This is a genomic window from Enterobacter cloacae complex sp. IR5428, assembly GCF_049238585.1.
In the GTDB taxonomy this organism is placed as follows: domain Bacteria; phylum Pseudomonadota; class Gammaproteobacteria; order Enterobacterales; family Enterobacteriaceae; genus Enterobacter; species Enterobacter intestinihominis.
The window spans coordinates 149606-170703 of sequence record NZ_JBMKHV010000007.1; the positions used below are offsets into that span (position 1 = coordinate 149606).

Sequence of the window (21098 nt, forward strand, 5' to 3'; positions counted from 1 at the left end):
GCTATAGATTGCCTGGATGAGTAAAGACTGCCCCGATGAGTATTAAACTAAACGGCATTAACTGCTTCTACGGCGCACACCAGGCGCTGTTCGACATTACGCTGAGCTGCCCGGAGGGCGAAACGCTGGTTTTGCTCGGCCCAAGCGGTGCGGGAAAAAGCTCCCTTCTGCGTGTTTTAAATCTGCTTGAAATGCCCCGTTCGGGAACGCTGGCCATCGCCGGTAACCATTTTGACTTCGCGAAAACCCCTTCTGATAAAGCGATTCGTGAACTGCGTCAAAACGTGGGCATGGTTTTCCAGCAATATAATCTCTGGCCGCATCTGACAGTGGTGCAAAACCTGATTGAAGCCCCGTGCCGCGTGCTTGGCTTAAGCAAAGACCAGGCGATGGCGCGAGCTGAAAAGCTGCTGGAACGTCTGCGTCTGAAACCGTACAGCGACCGTTATCCTCTGCATCTCTCTGGTGGTCAGCAACAGCGTGTGGCGATCGCCCGTGCGCTGATGATGGAGCCAGCGGTGCTGCTGTTCGACGAACCAACCGCAGCGCTGGACCCGGAAATTACTGCCCAGATCGTGAGTATCATTCGTGAACTGGCGGAAACCAACATTACCCAGGTCATCGTGACCCACGAGGTGGAAGTGGCGCGCAAAACCGCCAGCCGCGTGGTCTACATGGAAAACGGGTATATTGTTGAGCAAGGTGATGCGAGCTGCTTCACCAACCCGCAAACCGATGCCTTCAAAAACTACTTATCACACTGATGTGTTAGGGAAATTATAATGAAAAAAGTATTGATTGCCGCGCTGCTTGCTAGCGTCAGCCTTTCCGCTACCGCAGCCCAGACCATCCGTTTCGCCACTGAAGCGTCCTACCCTCCGTTTGAATCCATTGATGCGAACAACAAGATTGTTGGCTTCGACGTGGATCTGGCAAATGCCCTGTGTAAAGAGATCGACGCGACCTGTACCTTCAGCAACCAGGCGTTCGACAGCCTGATCCCCAGCCTGAAGTTCCGCCGTATCGACGCCGTGATGGCCGGTATGGACATCACTCCGGAGCGTGAAAAGCAGGTTCTGTTCACCACCCCTTACTACGACAACTCGGCGCTGTTCATTGGTCAGAAAGGTAAATACGCCTCCGTTGACCTGCTGAAAGGCAAGAAAGTCGGCGTGCAGAACGGCACCACGCACCAGAAATTCATCATGGATAAGCACCCGGAAATCACCACCGTGCCGTATGACAGCTACCAGAATGCGAAGCTGGACCTGCAAAACGGCCGTATCGATGCGGTGTTCGGGGACACGGCTGTCGTGACTGAATGGCTGAAAGCGAACGACAAGCTGGCCGCCGTGGGTGACAAGGTGACAGATAAAGACTACTTCGGTACAGGTCTGGGTATTGCCGTACGTCAGGGCAACACCGAGCTGCAGCAGAAATTCAACGCTGCGCTGGAAAAAGTGAAGAAAGACGGCACCTACGAAACCATCTACAAAAAATGGTTCCAGAAGTAATTCCTGATGAATGAAATTTTTCCTTTAGCAAGCGCCGCCGGGATGACCGTCGGCCTTGCCGTTTGTGCACTGATTATCGGCCTCGTACTGGCGATGTTCTTTGCGGTGTGGGAGTCCGTTAAGTGGCGCCCTGTCGCATGGCTCGGTTCAGCGCTGGTAACTGTGCTGCGTGGACTGCCGGAAATTCTGGTGGTCCTGTTTATCTATTTCGGCTCCTCACAGCTGCTGTTAACGCTGTCGGACGGCTTTACGATTAATCTCGGCTTTGCGCAGATCCCGGTGCAAATGCAGATTGAGAACTTCGACGTCAGCCCGTTCCTGTGCGGCGTAATTGCGCTCTCCCTGCTCTATTCGGCCTATGCGTCACAAACGCTGCGCGGCGCGCTGAAAGCGGTACCGCAGGGACAGTGGGAATCCGGTCAGGCGCTGGGCCTGTCGAAAGCGGCGATCTTCTTCCGCCTGGTGATGCCGCAGATGTGGCGTCATGCCCTGCCAGGGCTGGGCAACCAGTGGCTGGTACTGCTGAAAGATACCGCGCTGGTGAGCCTGATCAGCGTGAACGATTTGATGCTGCAAACCAAAAGTATCGCCACCCGTACGCAGGAGCCATTTACCTGGTACATCGTCGCGGCGGCTATCTACCTGGTAATCACGTTGCTGAGCCAGTACGTTCTGAAGCGTATTGATCTGCGCGCAACGCGTTTTGAACGGAGACCAGGCTGATGCTGGATTATTTACCCGAACTGATGAAAGGGCTGCACACCAGCCTGACGCTGACCGTTGCGTCTATCATCGTAGCGCTGATCCTGGCGCTGTTCTTCACCATCGTCCTGACGCTGAAAACGCCGGTGCTGGTGTGGATTGTCCGTGGCTACATTACGCTCTTTACCGGTACGCCGCTGCTGGTGCAGATCTTCCTGATTTACTACGGTCCAGGGCAGTTCCCGTCGTTACAGGAATATCCGGTTATCTGGCATTTGCTCTCTGAGCCATGGCTCTGCGCCCTGATAGCTCTCTCACTGAACAGCGCGGCCTATACCACGCAGCTGTTTTACGGCGCAATCCGCGCGATCCCGGAAGGCCAATGGCAGTCCTGCGGTGCGCTGGGCATGAGCAAGAAGGACACGCTGGCGATCCTGCTGCCATACGCCTTTAAGCGTGCGCTCTCTTCCTATTCCAACGAAGTCGTTCTGGTGTTCAAAAGCACCTCTCTGGCCTACACCATCACCCTGATGGAAGTGATGGGCCACGGGCAGCTGCTGTACGGACGTACCTACGACGTGATGGTGTTCGGTGCGGCGGGTCTGGTCTATCTGGTGGTCAACGGTCTGCTGACACTGATGATGCGTCTTATCGAGCGTAAGGCGCTGGCGTTTGAGCGCAGGAATTAATCACGCCAATGCATAAAACGGTATTCATTGAGCGGGTAACCTGATGGGTTATCCGCTTTTTTTTGCAATAAAGGTAATATTTAATCATTTTTATTGAATATAAATTCAGTAGATGGCATTGTATATCCAGGCCGCAGACACGGCGCATAAATAAGACAGACGGGAGCATTACAATGAAAAAGTTAGTTCTGGCCGCATTACTCGCAACCTTCGCCGCAGGCGCATCCGCCGCAGATAAAATCAATTTTGGCGTTTCTGCCACCTATCCGCCGTTTGAATCGCTGGATGCCAGCAACCAGATCGTCGGCTTTGACATTGACCTGGCGAAAGCGCTGTGCAAGCAGATGCAGGCCGACTGCACCTTTACTAACCACGCGTTTGACAGCCTGATCCCGTCCCTGAAATTTAAAAAATACGATGCGGTGATCTCCGGCATGGATATCACCCCAGAGCGCAGCAAGCAGGTCGCGTTCACCGACCCGTACTACGCGAACTCTGCGGTAGTGATTGCGAAGAAAGGGGCTTATAAGTCTTTCGACGAACTGAAAGGCAAGCGCATCGGCATGGAAAACGGCACCACGCACCAGAAATATCTCCAGGACAAGCATCCTGAAGTGAAAACCGTGGCCTATGACAGCTACCAGAACGCAATTATCGACCTGAAAAATGGCCGTATCGATGGCGTATTTGGCGACACCGCGGTGGTGAATGAGTGGCTGAAAACCAACCCGCAGCTGGGTACAGCGACGGAGAAAGTGACCGATCCGCAGTACTTTGGTACCGGCCTCGGCATCGCGGTACGTCCGGATAACAAAGCCCTGCTGGAAAAACTGAACGGCGCGCTGAAAGCGATCAAAGCTGACGGCACATACCAGAAAATCAGCGAGCAGTGGTTCCCGCAGTAATCTCTTTTTGCCGGGTGGTCTGGCCTACGGGGGTGGTCTGTAGGCCGGGAAAGCGCAGCGCCACCCGGCAATTTCTCATAGCGGCACAAAGAACCTGAACCGCGCCCCGCTCACGGACTCCATCAGCCTGATCCCGCCACCGTGCAGCTCCAGCATTCTCTTCACGATTAACAGCCCTAATCCCCCACGGTTCTCCCGCGACGCCTGAGGATTTAACGCTGACGGTCGCTGGAACAAATCGTCGCGCAGCGAGGCATCTACGCCCGTACCATTGTCTGCCACTTCGACCTGAAGTCGTTCATTCTCCTGCCAGACCGCCAGACGAATTTCTCCGCCGCTCGGCGTATGACGGATGGCGTTATCCAGAAGATTAGTGACCACGCGCTCGATCATCGACACGTCGGCGTTCACCAGCGGCAATCGCCCCGGCACATCAATACGCAGGTTCACCTCGCGCGTGCGGGCGGTAAGTTCAAACTTCTGCGCCACGTCGGAAATCAGTTCAGCCATGGCAAAACGCTCGCGCTGGGGCTTGATGCCGCCGTGCTCAAGACGCGCCAGCTCGAACAGCTGCTGCGACAGATGGCGTACCTTTTGCCCCTGACGCAGCGCGGTAGCGAGGTACTGCTGATGCTCCTGCGGCGTCAGCGTGGCGGATTTCAGCGACAGCGTTTCCAGATAACCCAGCAGCGACGTCAACGGGGTGCGTAAGTCGTGCGAAATGTTGGCGATAAACTCCCGGCGCTGGCGGTCGCTGTCGGCCAGCCGATCCCACTGAGAGGTGATTTTGCGCGCCAGCTCGATAAAGGTATTGCGCAGGATCGCCACTTCATCCTGGCCGGCAGGCTTGAGCGGCTGGGCCGCCAGCTGCTTAATCGCGCTGATGCTGTCCTGCTCCAGCCCGGCCACGTCCAGCGTGAGCTGTTTAACCGGGCGCGTCACCCAGTACCAGAGCAGCAGCCCGGCCAGCAGACCAAACAGCGCCACCAGCAGCATCGACCACAGCGCCGTACTCCAGAGTGCTTTGTGCCAGGCCATCTCCGCCAGCGCGTTGGACTCCTCCCCCTGCAAAATAATGTACAGATACCCCTTCAGCTCACCGTCCTGCCGCAGCGGGGTGGCGCTGAAGACTTTCTTATTCTGGCTTCGGGGATCGTCGCCAAACACCGGCATCACCGTCCCGCTCAGGAAATTCTGTATCGGCGCGAGGTCAATTTTTTGCCGCTGAATGTGCCCCGGCGGGGCGGCATCGGCCAGGATATCGCCATCAGGCGAGACAACATACAGCTCGACGCTCGGATTAAAGGTCATCAGCCGGTCGAACAGCGGCTTTAAGGCGCTGCGATCCACCCTGCCCTGCGTATCCAGAATCGCTTCCCGCTGCGCAATCTGCTGCGCCAGCCCGCCGGAGAGACGCTGCACCATCGCATTGCCGTACTGCATGCTAACGTAGAGCTGTACCGCACAGGCGACGGTGGCGCAGAGCAGCAGTAACACCGTAAACAGCAGCGTCAGGCGCTGGCTCAGGCTAAAGCGACGCATTATGATTCTGCTCCGCAAATTTGTAGCCTTTGCCCCAGACGGTGCGAACGATCTCCGGCTCGGCGGCATCTTTCTCTATTTTGATGCGCAGGCGGTTAATATGGGTGTTGACGGTGTGTTCGTAGCCTTCGTGCTGATACCCCCACACCTGCTCCAGCAATGCCAGCCGTGAAAAGACCTCTCCGGGATGCCGGGCAAAAAAATAGAGCAGTTCAAATTCACGCGGGGTGAGATCGACGTGTTGACCGTTAAGACGCACGGTGCGCGCCAGCGGATCGATAGTCAGACCGTGCGCCTGAATAATGCCGTCCGTCTGCGCCTGGCCCATCGCCTGCTGACGACGAAACAGCGCCTTAATGCGGGCAATCAGCTCCTGCACCGAGAAAGGTTTTGCCAGATAATCATCCGCCCCGGTTTCCAGGCCGGTAATACGGTCAGTTTCACTGCTGCGGGCGCTAATGATGATAATGGGCAGGTAGCGGGTCATCTGGCGGATACGGCGGCAAATCTCCAGACCATCAACATTCGGCAGCATCAGATCGAGGATCACCGCGTCCCACGGCTGTTTTTCCAGAAGCGGTAACGCCTTTCCCCCGTCCGGCTCGTGGGTAATGGCGTAGCCTTCATCTTCCAGGTTAAGACGCAGGAGTGCCGCGATATCGTGGTCGTCTTCTACCAGCAGGATCTGCTTCATGGGTAAGCCTTCAATCATTTGTTATGACGTAAGCTTACCTGATTTCGAGCGGGGGAAGAGTTCACATTTTGTTTAAGATTTCACGAGCAACGTCAGCACTTCGTAATGCGCAGTGTGCGGGAACATATCAAAGAGCTGAACGCGCGCAATGCGGTAGCCCGGCAGGCTGGCGATATCCTTCGCCATGGTCTGCGCGTTACAGCTGGAGTAGATAATGTACTCCGGCGCCATCTGGCTCAGGTAGTCGCAGAGCGCCTGGCCGATGCCCCTGCGCGGCGGGTTTACCAGCACCAGCTCCGGCACGTTGCCCTGGCCGGTGGCGAACCGGGTCGAGTCAAGCGCCTGGAAGTGCAGATTCGTCAGCCCCAGCTCCGCGGCGGACTGTTTCGCGCAGGCGATGGCCTCCGCAGAAATTTCAATCCCGGTGAGCTGCATGTCTGGCGTGGCACAGTGCAGGCCAAAGCCGCCGACGCCACAGAACAGATCCCACATGTGATGAACCTGTAACGCACGCACCCAGTCGCGCGCGGTCGCGTACAGCGCGCTGGCGACGGTGGGGTTAGTCTGGAAGAAGCTTTGCGGACGGATCCACAGCGGCACGCCGTTGAAATTCTCCGCCAGCGCATGGTGTTCGGTGAAGAAAATCTCTTTCTCTCCTTCCATGATCGCCATATGCACCGGCTGAATATTAGCGGTAATGACCTTGAGCTGCGGAAGCTGTTCCTGCAGCCACGGCAACACCGCGCGAAGCTGCTCCAGTTTGGTTTCGGAACGCAGCACAAAGCGCAGCATCATCCCGCCGTCGATTTGGCTTTCGGTCAGCAGAAGGTACTTAAGCTCGCCGCGCCTGCGGGCAACGTTATAGGGCGTTAACCCCGCGCGGGCGATAAAGGGTTTCAGGGCGGTAAACACCGGCTCAAACGAGGCGGGATACAGCGGACAGCCGGTGAGATCGACGGGCGTGCCGTCACGGTGCAGCATGCCCAGCAGCGGCTTTTCGACGCTGCCGCTGACCACCATTTTGGCTTTATTACGAAAGCCCTGCTCCGGCCCGCTGACGGGTGCGCACCACTCGCCCACCGCGTGTGCTGCCAGCAGCTGTTGCAGGTCGGCCATTTTAGCGGTGAGTTGTTGAGGGACCGGCTGTTCTATCCACTGACAGGAGCGGCAGCGTCCGGCGTCATAGAGTGCGCACTGCATATGAAAACCTTAAGAATCACGAGGGCTGCGATTATACACATTATTGCAGGCGGAAGAACCGCCGACTGGAGGCGGGAACATAGAGCAGGCAGAGCACCAGCATGTCCGGCAATTTTTGCATCACTAAGGAATGGAAAATCTCGCGGCGGGAGCCGCCGGGAATGCTGAATAGCTCCGGATAGCCATAGCCCAGCGAGGCGGCCCACAGATAGCTGGCGGCGGTGATCTGCGTAAGAAAATATACCCAGCGCGCCCAGTTGCGCCCCTTTACCAGCGAGAACGCACAGTAGATCTCAATAAACACCAGCATCAGGCTGCTGAGAAACACCAACGTCAGATTCCACGTCTGCGCGCTGCGGTGAATGAACTCCCCCATGCCTCGCGGGCCCAGCGTGTTCATAATCATCAGCACATCCAGGCAGCGGATCATAATAATGGCGAGCGCCGCCACCTGCACCAGCGCAGGGACGTTCGGACGGGCGTGCGAATGACGTGTTTTTTGTAAGAATCCCAATGTTTTTACTTCCCTGAAAAACAGTGCCGCGTCATACGCGGCACATCACTGGAAATAATAATTCCTTCAGCCGCGTCTTGCACGCTGGATATCGCGCACGCGCTGCTTTTCCGCGCGCGCCATCAAATACCAGGCGATAAATCCGACAATTCCGACCACGCCGAGGATGATGGAGGCCAGGGCATTAATCTCCGGATTCACCCCCATGCGCACGCTGGAGAAGACCAGCATCGGCAGCGTCGTCGCGCCCGGCCCCGACACAAAGCTGGCGATAACCAGATCGTCGAGCGAGAGCGTGAACGCCAGCAGCCAGCCGGAGATCACCGCCGGCATAATCATCGGCAGCGTAATGATGAAAAAGACCTTCAGCGGCGTGGCGCCGAGATCCATCGCCGCCTCTTCAATGGAGCGATCCAGCTCGCGCAGCCGCGAGGAGATGACCACCGCCACATACGCCGTACAGAAGGTGACGTGCGCCAGCCAGATGGTGAGCATCCCGCGATCCGCTGGCCAGCCGATGGCGTGCGCCAGCGCGACAAACAGCAGGAGCAGCGACAGACCGGTGATGACGTCCGGCATGACCAGCGGGGCGGTGATCATAAACGCAAAACCATTTGCTCCGCGAAAACGGCCGAAGCGCACCATCACCAGCGCGGCAATCGTGCCCAGCACGCAGGCCATCGTCGCCGCCAGCGCCGCAATGGTCAGGCTCAGCCCCACCGCACTCATCATCGCATCATCGTGGAACAGCTCGCTGTACCAGCGCGTCGACCAGCCCGCCCAGACGGTGACCAGCTTAGAGCTGTTGAACGAGTAGATCACCAGCATCAGCATCGGCGCGTACAGGAAGGTAAAGCCGATAATCAGGATCAGAATTCGCCACGGGGAGCGTACTACCGGTAAGTTGTTCATCCGTGGTCTCCCATCTGTTTCTGCTGATGTTTGTGGAACCACATGATCGGCACGATCAGCAGCAGTAACATGACAATCGCCACCGCCGAGGCCACCGGCCAGTCGCGGTTATTGAAGAACTCCTGCCACAGCACGCGGCCAATCATGATGCTGTCCGGGCCGCCGAGCAGTTCGGGGATCACAAACTCCCCGACCGCCGGGATAAACACCAGCATCGATCCGGCGATGATCCCGCCTTTTGTGAGCGGCACAATGACGCTGAAGAACGTCTTCAATGGGCGTGCGCCGAGATCCAGCGAGGCTTCCACCAGCGAGTAATCGATTCGCGTCAGCGCCGTGTAGATTGGCAGCACCATAAACGGCAGATAGGCATAGACAATCCCGATATACACCGCAAGGTTGGTATGCAGGATCGTCAGCGGCTGGTCGATCACCCCAAGCCACAGCAGGAAGTTATTCAGTATGCCGTTATTCTTCAGGATCCCCATCCACGCGTACACGCGGATCAGGAACGATGTCCACGACGGTAAAATGACCAACAGCAGTAAAATATTTCGCGTCGACGGCTTGCTGTGCGCCACTGCCCACGCCAGCGGGTAGCCCATCAACAAGCAGCAGATCGTTGAGATCGCCGCAACCTGTAACGACTGTAAATAGGCTTCGAAATAGAGCGGATCCTCAGTCAGTTGCAGGAAATTCCCGAGGTTTAAGGTCAGCGTCAGCTGCCCGTCGGCCCACTCCCACAGATCGGTATACGGCGGGATCGCCCGCGCCATCTCCGCCAGGCTGATCTTAAAGACGATCAGGAACGGCAGCAAAAACAGCAGGATCAGCCAGATATAGGGCATGGCGATGACCAGCTTGCGGCCATGCGCCATCTGCACGCGCGCCAGCCAGTGCGAGAAACCGCCCGGTTTTTTGACGCGGGCTGGAGGTTCAAGTGTGCTCATGACCGCTCCTTATACCGTCAGGACTACGCAACTGTCCGCATCCCAGCACAGGCTCACTTCGTCGCCCCAGGTTGGCTGTCCCTTGCGATACCGGTGTTCGTTCTGTAACTGGGCGCTGAGCATCTGGCCGCTTTTCAGGCGGACATGGTAAATCGACAGATCGCCGAGATAGGCGATGTGTACCACTTCGCCCACGGCAAAGTTATAGCCATCGGCGGGCGGCTCATCGCAAAGCATGATTTTTTCCGGGCGCAGGGCAACGTAAACCGGCACGTTGTCCACCACGGAATTATCAGAATCAACCTTAAGCGGGTGCACCAGCCCCGGCGATTCAATCACCAGACCGTCGTCCTGGCGTTCCTTCAGCAGCCCTTCGAAGACGTTTACCGAGCCGATGAACTCCGCGCTGTAGCGGGTTGTCGGGTGTTCGTAAATCTCCTCCGGCTCGCCGATCTGCACGAACTTACCGCGATTCATGATCGCAATGCGCCCGGCCATGGTCATCGCCTCTTCCTGGTCGTGCGTCACCATCACGCAGGTCACCCCTACGCGCTCAAGGATATCCACCACTTCCAGCTGCATCCGGTCGCGCAGCTTTTTATCCAGCGCGCCCATCGGCTCGTCGAGCAGGAGTAATTTCGGCCGTTTGGCCAGACTTCTTGCCAGCGCCACGCGCTGACGCTGGCCGCCGGAAAGCTGATGCGGCTTACGCTTCGCGAACTCCTGCATGTGCACCAGGCTCAGCATCTCCGCCACGCGCGCGGTGATTTCGGCTTTCGGCAGTTTGTCCTGCTTCAGGCCGAAGGCGATGTTCTGCTCGACGGTCATGTGCGGGAACAGGGCATAGGACTGGAACATCATGTTAATGGGCCGCTGGTACGGCGGCACGCTGGAGAGGTCTACCCCATCCAGCACGATCTGCCCGGCGGTAGGTTGTTCAAACCCGGCCAGCATACGCAGCAGGGTCGATTTACCGCAGCCAGATGCGCCGAGTAAAGCAAATATTTCACCTTTGTAGATCGTCAGGCTGACATCGTCCACGGCATGCTGGCCGTCGAAGGATTTGGTGAGGTTTCGAATTTCAAGAAGCGGGGTCAGCGCTTTACGGACTTTCGCCTGCGGGCGGGGGATCGCGTCATTCACGGGGTGCTCTCCGGCATAGATCAACACTGGTGCAAACGCACCGTCAGGGTGCGCATCGCCGGGCGGCGCTAACGCTTGCCCGGCCTACGGGATTTGTCGGCCCGGTAAGCGACAGCGCCACCGGGCAACGATATCAAACGCCGTTACTTACCGCTTTTCACCTTCGTCCACGCGCGGGTACGCACACGGTCAATTTTCGGTTCCTGCACTTTCAGGGTGAAGAGCTTGGCAAACACATCGGCTGGCGGGTAGATCGCCGGATTATTGCGGATTTCTTCGCTCACCAGCGGCACGGAGGCCTTGTTACCGTTGGCGTAGTAGACGTGGTCGCTGATGTGGGCAATCACTTCCGGACGCATCAGGTAGTTGAGGAACTGATACGCTTCCTCTTTGTTTTTCGCATCAGCCGGCATCGCGAAGACGTCGAAGAACGCCAGCGCCCCCTCCTTCGGAATGAAGTAGGAAACATTCACACCGTTTTTCGCCTCTTTCGCACGGTTCGCTGCCTGCCAGACGTCACCCGCCCAGCCGATGGCCACGCAGATATCCCCGTTAGCCAGGTCGTTGATGTACTGAGAGGAGTGGAAGTAGCGAATATTCGGACGCAGCTTTAATAGCAGGTCGGTCGCCGGACCGGTGTAGTCGTCGGCCTTGCTGCTGTTTGGATCTTTGCCAAGATAGTTAAGCACGGTGGCGAAAATCTCTTCCGGCGCATCGAGGAAAGAGACGCCGCAGCTTTTCAGCTTCTCGAGATTTTCCGGCTTCAGCACGACGTCCCAGCTGTCCAGCTTGACGTCCGGGCCCAGCGCCGCTTTGACTTTATCCACGTTATAGCCAATACCGGTGGTCGCCCACAGGTAAGGCATGGCGTATTTGTTGTCCGGATCATGCTTCGCCACCAGCTTCAGCACTTTCGGATCGAGGTTTTTCCAGTTCGATAACTTGTTCTTGTCCAGCGGCTGGAAGACACCGGCGGTCAGCTGACGCTCCAGGAAGCTTGCAGAGGGCACCACCAGGTCGAAACCGGTACTGCCCGCCATCAGTTTGCCTTCCAGTACTTCGTTGGAATCGAATACGTCGTAGACAACCTTAATGCCGGTCTCTTTTTCAAAATTCGCGACGGTGTCCGGCGCAATATAGTCAGACCAGTTATAGACGTGCAGCGTTTTTTGTTCCGCAGCGAGCGTGCCGGCAGAGACGGCCATCAGAGCACCCGCAACCAGACCCGATAACCATTTTTTATTCAAGGCGATCATATTGTTATTCCTTCTGAAAGCTCGTTAACAAACGAACCAAAACTGTGCAGCCTGAAGATATGCAATATTCATGCATAGTTTGTCGCTCTGCCCGAAATAAAATACACCCCTCTTCCCGGCAGGTTCCGCTCGCTTTTTTAAGCACCGCAAGAATAACTGTAGCCCGTGTCTCCGGCTATAGCCCAGACGAAAAAACGCCTTTTATCAATTTTTTATGCAGATTATGTCTACGTGATAAGCCGAAACGGCCTGAGAGGAGGTGAAAAATTCTTTAAAGAAAGGTTAAAAGCAGCAGAAAAAGCGGTGTTATGCAGCCGCTCTGGTAGCGACTGCGCAAAAGTCAGACAGGCTTAGTGGAGAAAATTGGAAGATGCATCATTATTCTCGGCATCATCTTCCGCGCTATACAGCAGGTGATGTGCGTTGGCTTCCATCATTACCATGGAAATTTGCTCTTCGCTCAGGCGCATAAACCAGGCGAACTGTTTGAAGGAGAGCCCCGCGCCGGAGAATAAAGACTGGCAAACCACCAGCTTCGGCAGATTATCATCCTGTATGTCGAGAAACGCTTTCACGGTCAAAGAACTGGCGTTAATCGCTGACAGATCGGATGCCAGTGCAAGCAGCGCTGAAGGCTTCACTTCAGCCAGCGCCGAGAACAGGATCACGTCGTTAATCAGATCGATTTTGGCATCAAAAATACCATCGAAATTTTGCATGTGAGGCAGATGCAGCGCCTGGCAGGAGTCGCATTCGAAAAAAGTAATACCGGCATCATCGAGCCATTGACGTAACGTATCCAGTGTAGGTACGACCTGTAAATCCATCGCTGTGCAGCCTCTTAAATAAAAACGTTGTCCAGCTTACGCAAAAAGTGCGCGCCGATCCATTTAACCGCCCGTTTTCAGGCAAAATCCCGGCGTCGCATGGCGTTCAATCCATGCGATCATTTTACCTGCAATATCGACGCCTGTGGTTTTTTCCACCCCTTCCAGCCCCGGCGAGGCGTTAACTTCCATCACCAGCGGCCCGCGGTCGGCACGCAGCAGATCGACCCCCGCCACGTCCAGGCCCAGCGTCTGCGCCGCTTTCACCGCAATCTCGCGCTCGCGCTCGCTGATAAGGGCCACCCGCGCGATACCGCCGCGGTGCAGGTTAGAGCGGAAGTCGCCCTCTTTCGCCTGCCGCTCTATGGCGGCCACCACTTCATCGCCCACCACAAAGCAGCGGATGTCGCACCCTTTGGCCTCTTTAATATACTCCTGCACCAGAATATGGGCATTCAGACCGCGAAAGGCGTCAATCACGCTTTCCGCCGCCTGACGCGTCTCCGCCAGTACCACCCCAATACCCTGCGTGCCTTCCACCAGCTTAATGACCAGCGGCGCACCGCCCACCATGTCGATTAAATCGCTGGTGTCGTCCGGGGAGTGAGCAATCCCGGTGACGGGCAAATCGATCCCCTGGCGCGCCAGCAGCTGCAGCGAGCGCAGCTTATCGCGGGCGCGTGAGATCGCCACGGACTCATTGAGCGGATAGCTTCCCAGCATTTCAAACTGGCGCAGCGCGGCCGTGCCGTAATAGGTGATCTGGGAGCCAATGCGGGGAATTACCGCATCAAAATGCGGGAGTTTGCGGCCTTTGTAATGAATCGACGACGCCGCAGGGTCGATGTTCATATAGCAGGACATCGGATCGAGGATCTCAACCTGATGTCCGCGTTTCGCCGCCGCTTCTCGCAGGCGTTTACATGAATAGAGCGTTCCATCCCGGGACAATATGGCAATTTTCACCCTGCACCTCTCTAAAGACATGGGAAAAGCCTGCCTATCATACACGAGGCGCAGGAGGAAGGGACTATCGCGTTGCCCAGCCCTGTTTGTGCAGGTAATCAAGAATGAACGGGCGGTTTTCTTTAATGATGGTGCGACGAATATGGTCGCTCCAGGTATCGCGGCGGTTGTTGCTGTCGCGCGTCAGATAGTAGTTCGCCAGCTCTTCATCGTATTGATGCAGAACGTCCTGATCGACCGGCTGGTAGTGGTTTTCATGCACCAGCATCGCAGCAGGAATACGCGGCTTCAGATCCGGGTTATCCGCCGGCCAGCCGAGGCACAGACCAAACAGCGGCAACACGTGTTTCGGCAGCTTCAGCAGTTGCGTCACGCTTTCGATGTTATTACGCAGCCCGCCGATATAGACGCCGCCAAGCCCCAGCGATTCCGCCGCCGTGAACGCGTTTTGCGCCATCAATGCCGTATCCACCACGCCCAGCAGCAGCTGTTCCGCCAGCCCCAGCTCCGCCTCAGGACAGATTTGCAGGTGACGGTTAAAATCGGCGCAGAACACCCAGAACTCAGCCGCCTGGGCAACGTGCTTTTGTCCGCCCGTCAGCGTTACCAGCTGTTCACGCATCGCCGGATCGGTGATGCGGATAATGGAGCTGCACTGCAAAAAGCTGGAGCTGGAGGTGCCTCTTGCGCTGTCGATGATCGCGTCCCGCTGCGCCTGGGTGATCGGCTCATCGGTGAAATGGCGAATGGAACGGTGGGAACGAAGCAGGTCAATGGTTGGCGTCATTTTGTCTCTCTTTGTATTGCGTAAAACGTATGGCAGCCAGTATAGGCAATGATCCACCTGATGTAATTGGCGAAACATAGCCTGACTGTATCAAAGTGACAGGTGAAACCTTCTTTCCATGACGGCAGGTTATCGTGCACTATAGGGATTATTCGCCGTCAGGCTTGTTTTTTGAGGAGAGAGAAATGTTTGCAGTAATTTTTGGTCGTCCAGGATGCCCTTACTGTGTGCGCGCGAAAGAGCTGGCTGAGAAACTGACTGAAGAACGTGATGATTTCAACTTCCGTTACGTGGATATCCACGCGGAAGGCATCAGCAAAGCCGATCTGGAAAAAACCGTGGGTAAACCGGTTGAAACCGTGCCGCAAATCTTCCTCGATCAGAAACACATCGGCGGCTGCACCGATTTCGAAGCGTACGCCAAAGAGCACCTGGGCCTGTTTGCCGCTCAGTAATGCTAAGACGCCCTCACCCTGAGGGCGTTTTTATTTATGGTGCTTCCGCTGTTGCAGCAGGCTGCGCATAAATAAGAAACAGAGCGCGCCCAGCGCACACCAGAAAACGCCACTCAGTAGCCACGCCACTTCCTGCCAGACGCTTCTCGACGAGAGAAACAGCACGCGCATCAGAAGCAGGCAGAGGGGCGCCGCAAGGATGGCCCCCAGCAGCGGCATTACCACCTCGCCTTTGCGCGAGAGAAAACTGGCCACTACCCCCGGCAGGATGAAGAACAACAGGCCCAGCTCGGGATGACCGGACGCTCTGAAGGCGCCCTTCACATTAAAAGCAAGCGACATGCAAACGACCGTAAACAGCAAAAAGCAGCTGATTACGCCAACCCAGTTTCGTTTAAAGTTCAAACTATCCTCCTGACTTATCTCTATCAAATACAAAAATCGTCCGGTGGACGCCCAGTCAGATAAAGCATTGCGGCAATCCTTGCCAAAGCACGCACACAAGTCGTGCGATAATAGGTGGCTGTCGGTAGCTATTACGATTAAACTAACCGCCTGCTAGTGTTTAGGGTATTTATCAGGAAGCAGGGAGGTGCAAAGTGATTCCCTGACTCTGAAAACAGTAGCCCAAATAGTCCTTTCATTCAACAACTTACTGGTAAACAAGAAGTTAGCCTCCGTGAATATAAACGTCGCAGACTTGTTAAATGGGAATTACATCCTGTTATTATTTGTGGTACTGGCACTGGGCCTTTGTCTGGGTAAATTGCGCCTGGGTTCAGTTCAACTTGGTAATTCCATTGGCGTTTTAGTCGTCTCCCTGTTATTAGGTCAGCAACATTTCAGTATTAACACGGACGCGCTTAACTTAGGTTTCATGCTGTTTATTTTTTGCGTAGGCGTGGAAGCCGGTCCGAACTTTTTTTCCATTTTCTTCCGAGACGGCAAAAATTATCTGATGCTGGCGCTGGTGATGGTCGGCAGCGCCCTGCTGATTGCGTTAGGGCTGGGCAAACTGTTTGGCTGGGACATCGGCTTAACGGCCGGTATGCTGGCAGGCTCGATGACCTCCACGCCGGTGCTTGTTGGCGCGGGGGATACGCTTCGTCATTCTGGCATGGCAGGCACGCAGCTTTCCGCCGCGCTGGATAACCTGAGCCTGGGCTATGCCCTGACCTATCTGATTGGTCTGGTGAGCCTGATTGTTGGCGCGCGCTATCTGCCAAAACTTCAGCATCAGGATCTCCAGACCAGCGCCCAAACCATTGCCCGAGAGCGTGGTCTGGATACGGACTCCAAACGTAAAGTTTACCTGCCGGTGATCCGCGCCTACCGCGTCGGTCCGGAACTGGTTGCCTGGACCGACGGGAAAAACCTGCGCGAGCTGGGGATCTACCGTCAGACCGGCTGCTACATCGAACGTATCCGTCGTAACGGCATTCTGGCAAACCCGGACGGTGACGCAGTACTCCAGATGGGCGATGACATCGCTCTGGTTGGTTACCCGGACGCCCACGCGCGTCTCGATCCGAGCTTCCGCAACGGGAAAGAAGTGTTCGACCGCGACCTGCTGGACATGCGTATCGTCACCGAAGAGATTGTGGTGAAGAACCACAACGCCGTGGGCCGCCGTCTGGCGCAGTTGAAGCTGACCGACCACGGCTGTTTCCTCAATCGCGTGATCCGCAGCCAGATTGAAATGCCTATCGACGATAACGTGGTGCTTAATAAAGGCGATGTGTTGCAGGTCAGCGGCGATGCCCGACGTGTTAAAACCGTTGCCGACCGTATCGGCTTTATCTCGATCCACAGCCAGGTGACGGACCTGTTAGCCTTCTGCGCCTTCTTCATTGTTGGCCTGATGATCGGGATGATCACCTTCCAGTTCAGTAACTTTAGCTTCGGCATCGGTAACGCTGCCGGTCTGCTGTTCGCCGGGATCATGCTGGGCTTCCTGCGAGCGAACCATCCCACCTTCGGCTACATCCCTCAGGGAGCGCTGAACATGGTGAAAGAGTTCGGTCTGATGGTCTTTATGGCGGGTGTCGGCTTAAGCGCCGGGAGCGGCATTGGCAATGGCCTGGGTGCGGTCGGCTGGCAAATGTTGGTTTCCGGGCTTATCGTCAGCCTGGTACCGGTAGTCATCTGCTTCCTGTTCGGCGCCTACGTGCTCCGCATGAACCGCGCCCTGCTCTTCGGCGCGATGATGGGCGCGCGCACCTGCGCACCGGCAATGGAGATCATCAGCGACACCGCGCGCAGCAACATCCCGGCGCTGGGCTATGCAGGCACCTACGCCATCGCAAACGTGCTGCTGACGCTGGCAGGTACGCTGATCATCATTATCTGGCCAGGACTCGGATAAATCTCAAGATTGCGTGTGGCTGAAAAAATTTTCGTTACGCGCAGAACTTTTTACGCAGGGTGCAGTCATAACTAGTGCCACTGCTTTTCTTTGATGTCCCCAATTTGTGGAGCCCATCAACCCCGCCATTTTTGGTTCAAGGTTGATGGGTTTTTTGTTGCCTGAAATTAATACCCTTCCCTATCAATTACTTATAACACTACCTTATTTTCCATGGCGGTATAGCTGATCTTCTTGCGCGGTTAAATTTTGCCTGGTCAATATCTTAAAAGAACAACGATTGAGCGTAGATATGATCGGGTTTGAACTTCGATACAGGCAGCTGGCATAAGCTGGAACGAATTAATCCACCTGATGACAGGAAAAGTAATGAAGGCTTCATCCGGGGATAGCGGCAGAAGTCTACATAAAGCTCGCTCACCACTCCAATTTCGGAATCGCTCTTCTGAAACCGGAATTTATTTAGGTCCCATGTATGCGTTCACATATCGCGTGCAATAGTATTGAGGTTATTGACGGTGGATATCACTACCCTTGCCTGTAAATGGGGCTCAAGACTACTTAAGGCCGTCTGGTTTGCGTTAATTAGCTTTCTGCTAGGACGCACGCTGGGTCCTTCAACAGCTTATATTAACCACGACGTTGCGACTGCTATTTGCGGCTTCATCTATGGTGATATTAATGCGGAGACAATGTACGAAACATATACAAATATTGATATTTTGATTCTGTTAACATCTGCAACGATCGTCTGTCTCATAACATTGAAGATATTCAACAAAACCAGGAATCATTAATCTTCTAATCCCGCCTTGTCTGTGGCTCAAAGACGACTGCTCAACGTAATGGTACTTCACTGAGGACATTTATTTGCCCTTATTGCCCTTCCCTCACTCGCCACAAACATATATGATTTAATGTATATGACAAAAACCACGCAGGATCGCCAGATGCTTCACCCCGTTCAGCTCTTCAAAACCCTCTCCGACGAAACGCGCCTCTCCATCGTCATGCTTCTGCGTGAAGCGGGCGAGCTGTGCGTCTGCGATCTCTGCTCCGCTACCAACGAGCCGCAGCCGAAAGTCTCCCGCCATATGGCCTTACTGCGCGAGGCCGGGCTGGCCATCGACCGTCGCGAGGGTAAGTGGATCTACTACCGTCTCTCTCCCAACATGCCTGCATGGGCGGCAACCGTTATCGACACCAGCTGGAACTGCCTGCGAGAAGAGACACGTATGAAGCTGAAAAACCGCCTCCCGGGCTCGTGCTGACCACAACACATTCACAAAAACAGATATAACGGAGTAAAAGATGTTTCTGGCAGGGGCTATTTTTCTGTTTACGCTGGTACTGGTTATCTGGCAGCCCAAAGGGCTCAGTATCGGCTGGAGTGCCACCATTGGCGCCGCGCTGGCGCTGGCGAGCGGTGTGATCCACGTTAACGATATTCCGGTGGTCTGGAACATCGTCTGGAATGCGACGGCCACGTTTATCGCGGTAATCGTTATCAGTTTGCTGCTGGATGAGTCCGGTTTTTTCGAGTGGGCGGCGCTGCACGTTGCTCGCTGGGGAAACGGTCGCGGGCGGTTGCTGTTTACCTGGATCGTGCTGCTGGGTGCGGCCGTGGCGGCGCTGTTCGCCAATGACGGTGCGGCATTGATCCTGACGCCTATCGTTATCGCCATGCTGCTGGCGCTGGGGTTCAGCAAGCAGGCCACGCTGGCGTTCGTGATGGCGGCGGGATTTATCGCCGATACCGCCAGCCTGCCGCTGATTGTCTCCAACCTGGTCAACATCGTCTCAGCGGACTTCTTTAAGCTGGGCTTTAGCGAATACGCCTCGGTGATGATCCCGGTTGATATCGCTGCAATTGCCGCGACGCTGGTGATGCTGCATCTGTTCTTCCGCAAGGAAATACCGCCGGAATATGACCTGGCAAAACTCCGCGAGCCCGCACGGGCCATTCATGACCTGCCGACGTTCAGAACGGGCTGGATCGTGCTGCTGCTACTGCTCGTCGGTTTCTTTGTGCTTGAACCTCTGGGTATCCCGGTCAGCGCTATCGCAACAACTGGCGCGCTGATTTTATTTGCCGTTGCGAAACGCGGGCACGCCATTAACACCGGGAAAGTGCTGCGCGGCGCACCCTGGCAGATCGTTATCTTTTCGCTGGGGATGTATCTGGTGGTGTATGGCCTGCGTAATGCCGGGCTGACGGAGTCTCTTTCAGGCGTTCTTGATCGCTTAGCCGGACACGGACTCTGGGCCACTACGCTGGGAACCGGATTTATCACCGCCTTTCTGTCATCCATAATGAACAATATGCCAACGGTATTGATCGGCGCGCTCTCCATTGAGGGTAGTGCGGCAACAGGCTTGATTAAGGAGGCGATGATTTACGCTAACGTGATTGGCTGCGATCTGGGGCCGAAAATCACCCCCATCGGTAGCCTGGCCACCCTGCTATGGCTTCATGTGCTGGCACAGAAAAACATGACCATTACCTGGGGCTACTATTTCAGGACGGGCATCATAATGACGCTGCCGGTTCTGTTTGTGACGCTCGCCGCGCTGGCGCTACGTCTCTCCTTCACACTGTAATGAGTAACGGATATGAGCAACATCACTATCTACCACAACCCGGCCTGCGGCACGTCGCGCAATACGCTGGAGATGATCCGCAACAGCGGTACGGAACCCGAAATTATTCTCTATCTTGAGAACCCACCGTCGCGTGATGAACTGACCAGGCTGATTGCAGACATGGGGATTCCCGTGTGCGATCTGCTGCGCAAAAACGTCGAGCCTTATGAGCAACTGGGCCTTGCCGGGGGAAATTTCACCGATGACCAGCTTATCGATTTCATGCTGCTGTACCCCATTCTGATTAACCGTCCGATTGTGGTGACGCCGCTGGGTACACGTCTGTGCCGCCCTTCTGAAGTCGTTCTCGACATCCTTCCGGACGCGCAAAAAGGGGCATTTACAAAGGAAGATGGCGAAATCGTCGTTGACGCCAGCGGGAAAAAAATCTCCTGACATCAGGCGTGGCCGGGGCGAGCGCTATCAGACGGTATCCTCGCCTGCAATCCGTCCCACTATCGCCCGGATCTCCTCCCGGGTTAACGGCGACCGGTCGGTTACAAAATGCAGCGTCATCCCCTCGATAAACGCATCCAGCGCACGGGCGGTGGCCGGATCAAACCACTGCTCAAGCGTAGTCTGGCTCATCTTCATCCAGTCCTGCATCACCGTTTTCAGCGCGGCGCTGCGGTGCATAAAAGCGTACAGCTGATACATCAGCGCCATATTGTGTGGCGTGGTCACGGCTGAACTGTGGATCAGCGTGGTAATGGCCTCGCACGCCCTCTCCCGCCCGGTCACCCCCGCGAAGAAATCCCGGTACTGCTGAGACATCTGCTGCGTAAACCACGTGAACGCCTCCTCCAGAAGCGACTCCATCCCGTCGAAATAGTAGGTCATCGACCCCAGCGGTACGCCTGCGCAGGTGGCAATTTTGCGGTGCGTGACGGCATGAATACCGTGCTCAGCAATGGTGTCCAGCGTCGCCTGGAGTATCTTCTCGCGGCGGTTAGGGTCGTTTGGTGGTCTGCTCATAAAATCCTCATCCGGTTTATGTACAAATGTACACAAAGTTGCTAGTGTTGTCGCTATTG

Annotated in this window: 23 protein-coding genes; 10 read left to right on the plus strand and 13 right to left on the minus strand. The window is 55.8% G+C overall.

All coding sequences use genetic code 11. The annotated features are described in order from the left end of the window. Positions 1 to 35: 35 nt before the first annotated feature. The 5 genes from artP to artJ all read left to right on the plus strand — a co-directional run bounded on the left by artP (position 36) and on the right by artJ (position 3810). On the plus strand, positions 36 to 764 hold the full coding sequence (artP, locus tag ACOTXC_RS12635; protein ID WP_006809439.1) for an arginine ABC transporter ATP-binding protein ArtP: 729 nt from the start codon (positions 36 to 38) through the stop codon (positions 762 to 764). An 18-nt stretch (positions 765 to 782) separates the two neighbouring features. Further along, positions 783 to 1514, plus strand: a complete 732-nt coding sequence (artI, locus tag ACOTXC_RS12640; protein WP_006174322.1) for an arginine ABC transporter substrate-binding protein ArtI — start codon at positions 783 to 785, stop codon at positions 1512 to 1514. Between the two features lie 6 nt (positions 1515 to 1520). Next, positions 1521 to 2237 carry an arginine ABC transporter permease ArtQ gene (artQ, locus tag ACOTXC_RS12645; RefSeq protein ID WP_003858367.1) on the plus strand — a complete coding sequence of 239 codons (717 nt, stop codon included), beginning with the start codon at positions 1521 to 1523 and terminating at the stop codon, positions 2235 to 2237. Beyond that, entirely contained in the window at positions 2237 to 2905 is a 669-nt protein-coding gene (gene artM, locus ACOTXC_RS12650) for an arginine ABC transporter permease ArtM (protein WP_022647579.1), read from the plus strand. The genes artQ and artM overlap by 1 nt, the downstream gene beginning before the upstream one ends. 173 nt (positions 2906 to 3078) lie before the next feature. Further along, positions 3079 to 3810 carry an arginine ABC transporter substrate-binding protein ArtJ gene (gene artJ / locus ACOTXC_RS12655; protein WP_015571008.1) on the plus strand — a complete coding sequence of 244 codons (732 nt, stop codon included), beginning with the start codon at positions 3079 to 3081 and terminating at the stop codon, positions 3808 to 3810. Between the two features lie 75 nt (positions 3811 to 3885). Here artJ and ACOTXC_RS12660 read toward each other — a convergent pair whose 3' ends face one another. The 11 genes from ACOTXC_RS12660 to nfsA form a co-directional block, all read right to left on the minus strand. Next, positions 3886 to 5355, minus strand: a complete 1470-nt coding sequence (locus ACOTXC_RS12660) for a sensor histidine kinase (protein WP_045623376.1) — start codon at positions 5353 to 5355, stop codon at positions 3886 to 3888. After that, positions 5339 to 6046 (minus strand): response regulator transcription factor, encoded by a 708-nt coding sequence (locus tag ACOTXC_RS12665; protein WP_045623347.1) that lies wholly within the window; start codon positions 6044 to 6046, stop codon positions 5339 to 5341. Before ACOTXC_RS12665 ends, ACOTXC_RS12660 begins: the two co-directional genes overlap by 17 nt. 72 nt (positions 6047 to 6118) lie before the next feature. Further along, positions 6119 to 7246, minus strand: coding sequence for a 23S rRNA (uracil(747)-C(5))-methyltransferase RlmC (gene rlmC, locus ACOTXC_RS12670; RefSeq protein WP_063139299.1), 1128 nt, complete (start codon positions 7244 to 7246; stop codon positions 6119 to 6121). 40 nt (positions 7247 to 7286) lie between these two features. Continuing rightward, entirely contained in the window at positions 7287 to 7784 is a 498-nt protein-coding gene (locus tag ACOTXC_RS12675; RefSeq protein WP_087878582.1) for a YbjO family protein, read from the minus strand. Between the two features lie 42 nt (positions 7785 to 7826). Continuing rightward, a complete protein-coding gene (potI, locus tag ACOTXC_RS12680) occupies positions 7827 to 8672 on the minus strand; it encodes a putrescine ABC transporter permease PotI (RefSeq protein ID WP_022647574.1) in 846 nt (281 codons plus the stop codon). After that, positions 8669 to 9622, minus strand: a complete 954-nt coding sequence (gene potH, locus ACOTXC_RS12685) for a putrescine ABC transporter permease PotH (RefSeq protein ID WP_022647573.1) — start codon at positions 9620 to 9622, stop codon at positions 8669 to 8671. The genes potI and potH overlap by 4 nt, the downstream gene beginning before the upstream one ends. A gap of 9 nt (positions 9623 to 9631) precedes the next feature. Further along, the gene (potG, locus tag ACOTXC_RS12690) at positions 9632 to 10765 is read right to left on the minus strand and encodes a putrescine ABC transporter ATP-binding subunit PotG (protein ID WP_017693732.1); all 1134 of its coding nucleotides are present in this window, start codon (positions 10763 to 10765) and stop codon (positions 9632 to 9634) included. Between the two features lie 143 nt (positions 10766 to 10908). Beyond that, on the minus strand, positions 10909 to 12021 hold the full coding sequence (gene potF, locus ACOTXC_RS12695) for a spermidine/putrescine ABC transporter substrate-binding protein PotF (RefSeq protein ID WP_126490343.1): 1113 nt from the start codon (positions 12019 to 12021) through the stop codon (positions 10909 to 10911). Between the two features lie 350 nt (positions 12022 to 12371). Then, positions 12372 to 12848: a YbjN domain-containing protein gene (locus ACOTXC_RS12700; protein WP_022647571.1), complete on the minus strand. Its 477-nt coding sequence runs from the start codon at positions 12846 to 12848 to the stop codon at positions 12372 to 12374. A gap of 63 nt (positions 12849 to 12911) precedes the next feature. Further along, the gene (gene rimK, locus ACOTXC_RS12705; RefSeq protein WP_032621711.1) at positions 12912 to 13814 is read right to left on the minus strand and encodes a 30S ribosomal protein S6--L-glutamate ligase; all 903 of its coding nucleotides are present in this window, start codon (positions 13812 to 13814) and stop codon (positions 12912 to 12914) included. A gap of 64 nt (positions 13815 to 13878) precedes the next feature. Further along, positions 13879 to 14601, minus strand: a complete 723-nt coding sequence (gene nfsA, locus ACOTXC_RS12710) for a nitroreductase NfsA (RefSeq protein ID WP_023299683.1) — start codon at positions 14599 to 14601, stop codon at positions 13879 to 13881. A gap of 185 nt (positions 14602 to 14786) precedes the next feature. Here nfsA and ACOTXC_RS12715 point away from each other — a divergent pair, with 185 nt between their 5' ends. Continuing rightward, positions 14787 to 15056, plus strand: a complete 270-nt coding sequence (locus ACOTXC_RS12715) for a GrxA family glutaredoxin (RefSeq protein ID WP_014169305.1) — start codon at positions 14787 to 14789, stop codon at positions 15054 to 15056. A gap of 30 nt (positions 15057 to 15086) precedes the next feature. Here ACOTXC_RS12715 and ACOTXC_RS12720 read toward each other — a convergent pair whose 3' ends face one another. Then, positions 15087 to 15461 (minus strand): inner membrane protein YbjM, encoded by a 375-nt coding sequence (locus tag ACOTXC_RS12720; protein ID WP_023299682.1) that lies wholly within the window; start codon positions 15459 to 15461, stop codon positions 15087 to 15089. Between the two features lie 274 nt (positions 15462 to 15735). On the opposite strand from ACOTXC_RS12720, the gene ACOTXC_RS12725 reads away from it, so the two are divergent. The 4 genes from ACOTXC_RS12725 to arsC all read left to right on the plus strand — a co-directional run bounded on the left by ACOTXC_RS12725 (position 15736) and on the right by arsC (position 20460). Beyond that, complete coding sequence (locus ACOTXC_RS12725) at positions 15736 to 17421, plus strand: aspartate:alanine antiporter (RefSeq protein WP_001024855.1); 1686 nt, start codon at positions 15736 to 15738, stop codon at positions 17419 to 17421. Positions 17422 to 18371: 950 nt separating this feature from the next. After that, positions 18372 to 18692 carry a metalloregulator ArsR/SmtB family transcription factor gene (locus ACOTXC_RS12730; protein WP_015571018.1) on the plus strand — a complete coding sequence of 107 codons (321 nt, stop codon included), beginning with the start codon at positions 18372 to 18374 and terminating at the stop codon, positions 18690 to 18692. Between the two features lie 40 nt (positions 18693 to 18732). Further along, positions 18733 to 20022, plus strand: coding sequence for an arsenic transporter (locus ACOTXC_RS12735; RefSeq protein ID WP_023299679.1), 1290 nt, complete (start codon positions 18733 to 18735; stop codon positions 20020 to 20022). A 12-nt stretch (positions 20023 to 20034) separates the two neighbouring features. Then, a complete protein-coding gene (gene arsC, locus ACOTXC_RS12740; protein ID WP_421767721.1) occupies positions 20035 to 20460 on the plus strand; it encodes a glutaredoxin-dependent arsenate reductase in 426 nt (141 codons plus the stop codon). 27 nt (positions 20461 to 20487) lie between these two features. Here the strand turns inward: arsC and ACOTXC_RS12745 are convergent, their stop codons facing one another. Further along, the gene (locus ACOTXC_RS12745; RefSeq protein ID WP_032624580.1) at positions 20488 to 21039 is read right to left on the minus strand and encodes a TetR/AcrR family transcriptional regulator; all 552 of its coding nucleotides are present in this window, start codon (positions 21037 to 21039) and stop codon (positions 20488 to 20490) included. Positions 21040 to 21098: the final 59 nt, after the last annotated feature.

Coding starts and splice junctions, on each gene's coding strand:
- artP (WP_006809439.1), top strand. CDS start 36: ATGAGTATTAAACTAAACGGCATTAACTGCTTCTACGGCGCACACCAG.
- artI (WP_006174322.1), top strand. CDS start 783: ATGAAAAAAGTATTGATTGCCGCGCTGCTTGCTAGCGTCAGCCTTTCC.
- artQ (WP_003858367.1), top strand. CDS start 1,521: ATGAATGAAATTTTTCCTTTAGCAAGCGCCGCCGGGATGACCGTCGGC.
- artM (WP_022647579.1), top strand. CDS start 2,237: ATGCTGGATTATTTACCCGAACTGATGAAAGGGCTGCACACCAGCCTG.
- artJ (WP_015571008.1), top strand. CDS start 3,079: ATGAAAAAGTTAGTTCTGGCCGCATTACTCGCAACCTTCGCCGCAGGC.
- ACOTXC_RS12665 (WP_045623347.1), bottom strand. CDS start 6,046: ATGAAGCAGATCCTGCTGGTAGAAGACGACCACGATATCGCGGCACTC.
- rlmC (WP_063139299.1), bottom strand. CDS start 7,246: ATGCAGTGCGCACTCTATGACGCCGGACGCTGCCGCTCCTGTCAGTGG.
- potI (WP_022647574.1), bottom strand. CDS start 8,672: ATGAACAACTTACCGGTAGTACGCTCCCCGTGGCGAATTCTGATCCTG.
- potH (WP_022647573.1), bottom strand. CDS start 9,622: ATGAGCACACTTGAACCTCCAGCCCGCGTCAAAAAACCGGGCGGTTTC.
- potF (WP_126490343.1), bottom strand. CDS start 12,021: ATGATCGCCTTGAATAAAAAATGGTTATCGGGTCTGGTTGCGGGTGCT.
- ACOTXC_RS12700 (WP_022647571.1), bottom strand. CDS start 12,848: ATGGATTTACAGGTCGTACCTACACTGGATACGTTACGTCAATGGCTC.
- nfsA (WP_023299683.1), bottom strand. CDS start 14,601: ATGACGCCAACCATTGACCTGCTTCGTTCCCACCGTTCCATTCGCCAT.
- ACOTXC_RS12715 (WP_014169305.1), top strand. CDS start 14,787: ATGTTTGCAGTAATTTTTGGTCGTCCAGGATGCCCTTACTGTGTGCGC.
- ACOTXC_RS12730 (WP_015571018.1), top strand. CDS start 18,372: ATGCTTCACCCCGTTCAGCTCTTCAAAACCCTCTCCGACGAAACGCGC.
- ACOTXC_RS12735 (WP_023299679.1), top strand. CDS start 18,733: ATGTTTCTGGCAGGGGCTATTTTTCTGTTTACGCTGGTACTGGTTATC.
- arsC (WP_421767721.1), top strand. CDS start 20,035: ATGAGCAACATCACTATCTACCACAACCCGGCCTGCGGCACGTCGCGC.
- ACOTXC_RS12745 (WP_032624580.1), bottom strand. CDS start 21,039: ATGAGCAGACCACCAAACGACCCTAACCGCCGCGAGAAGATACTCCAG.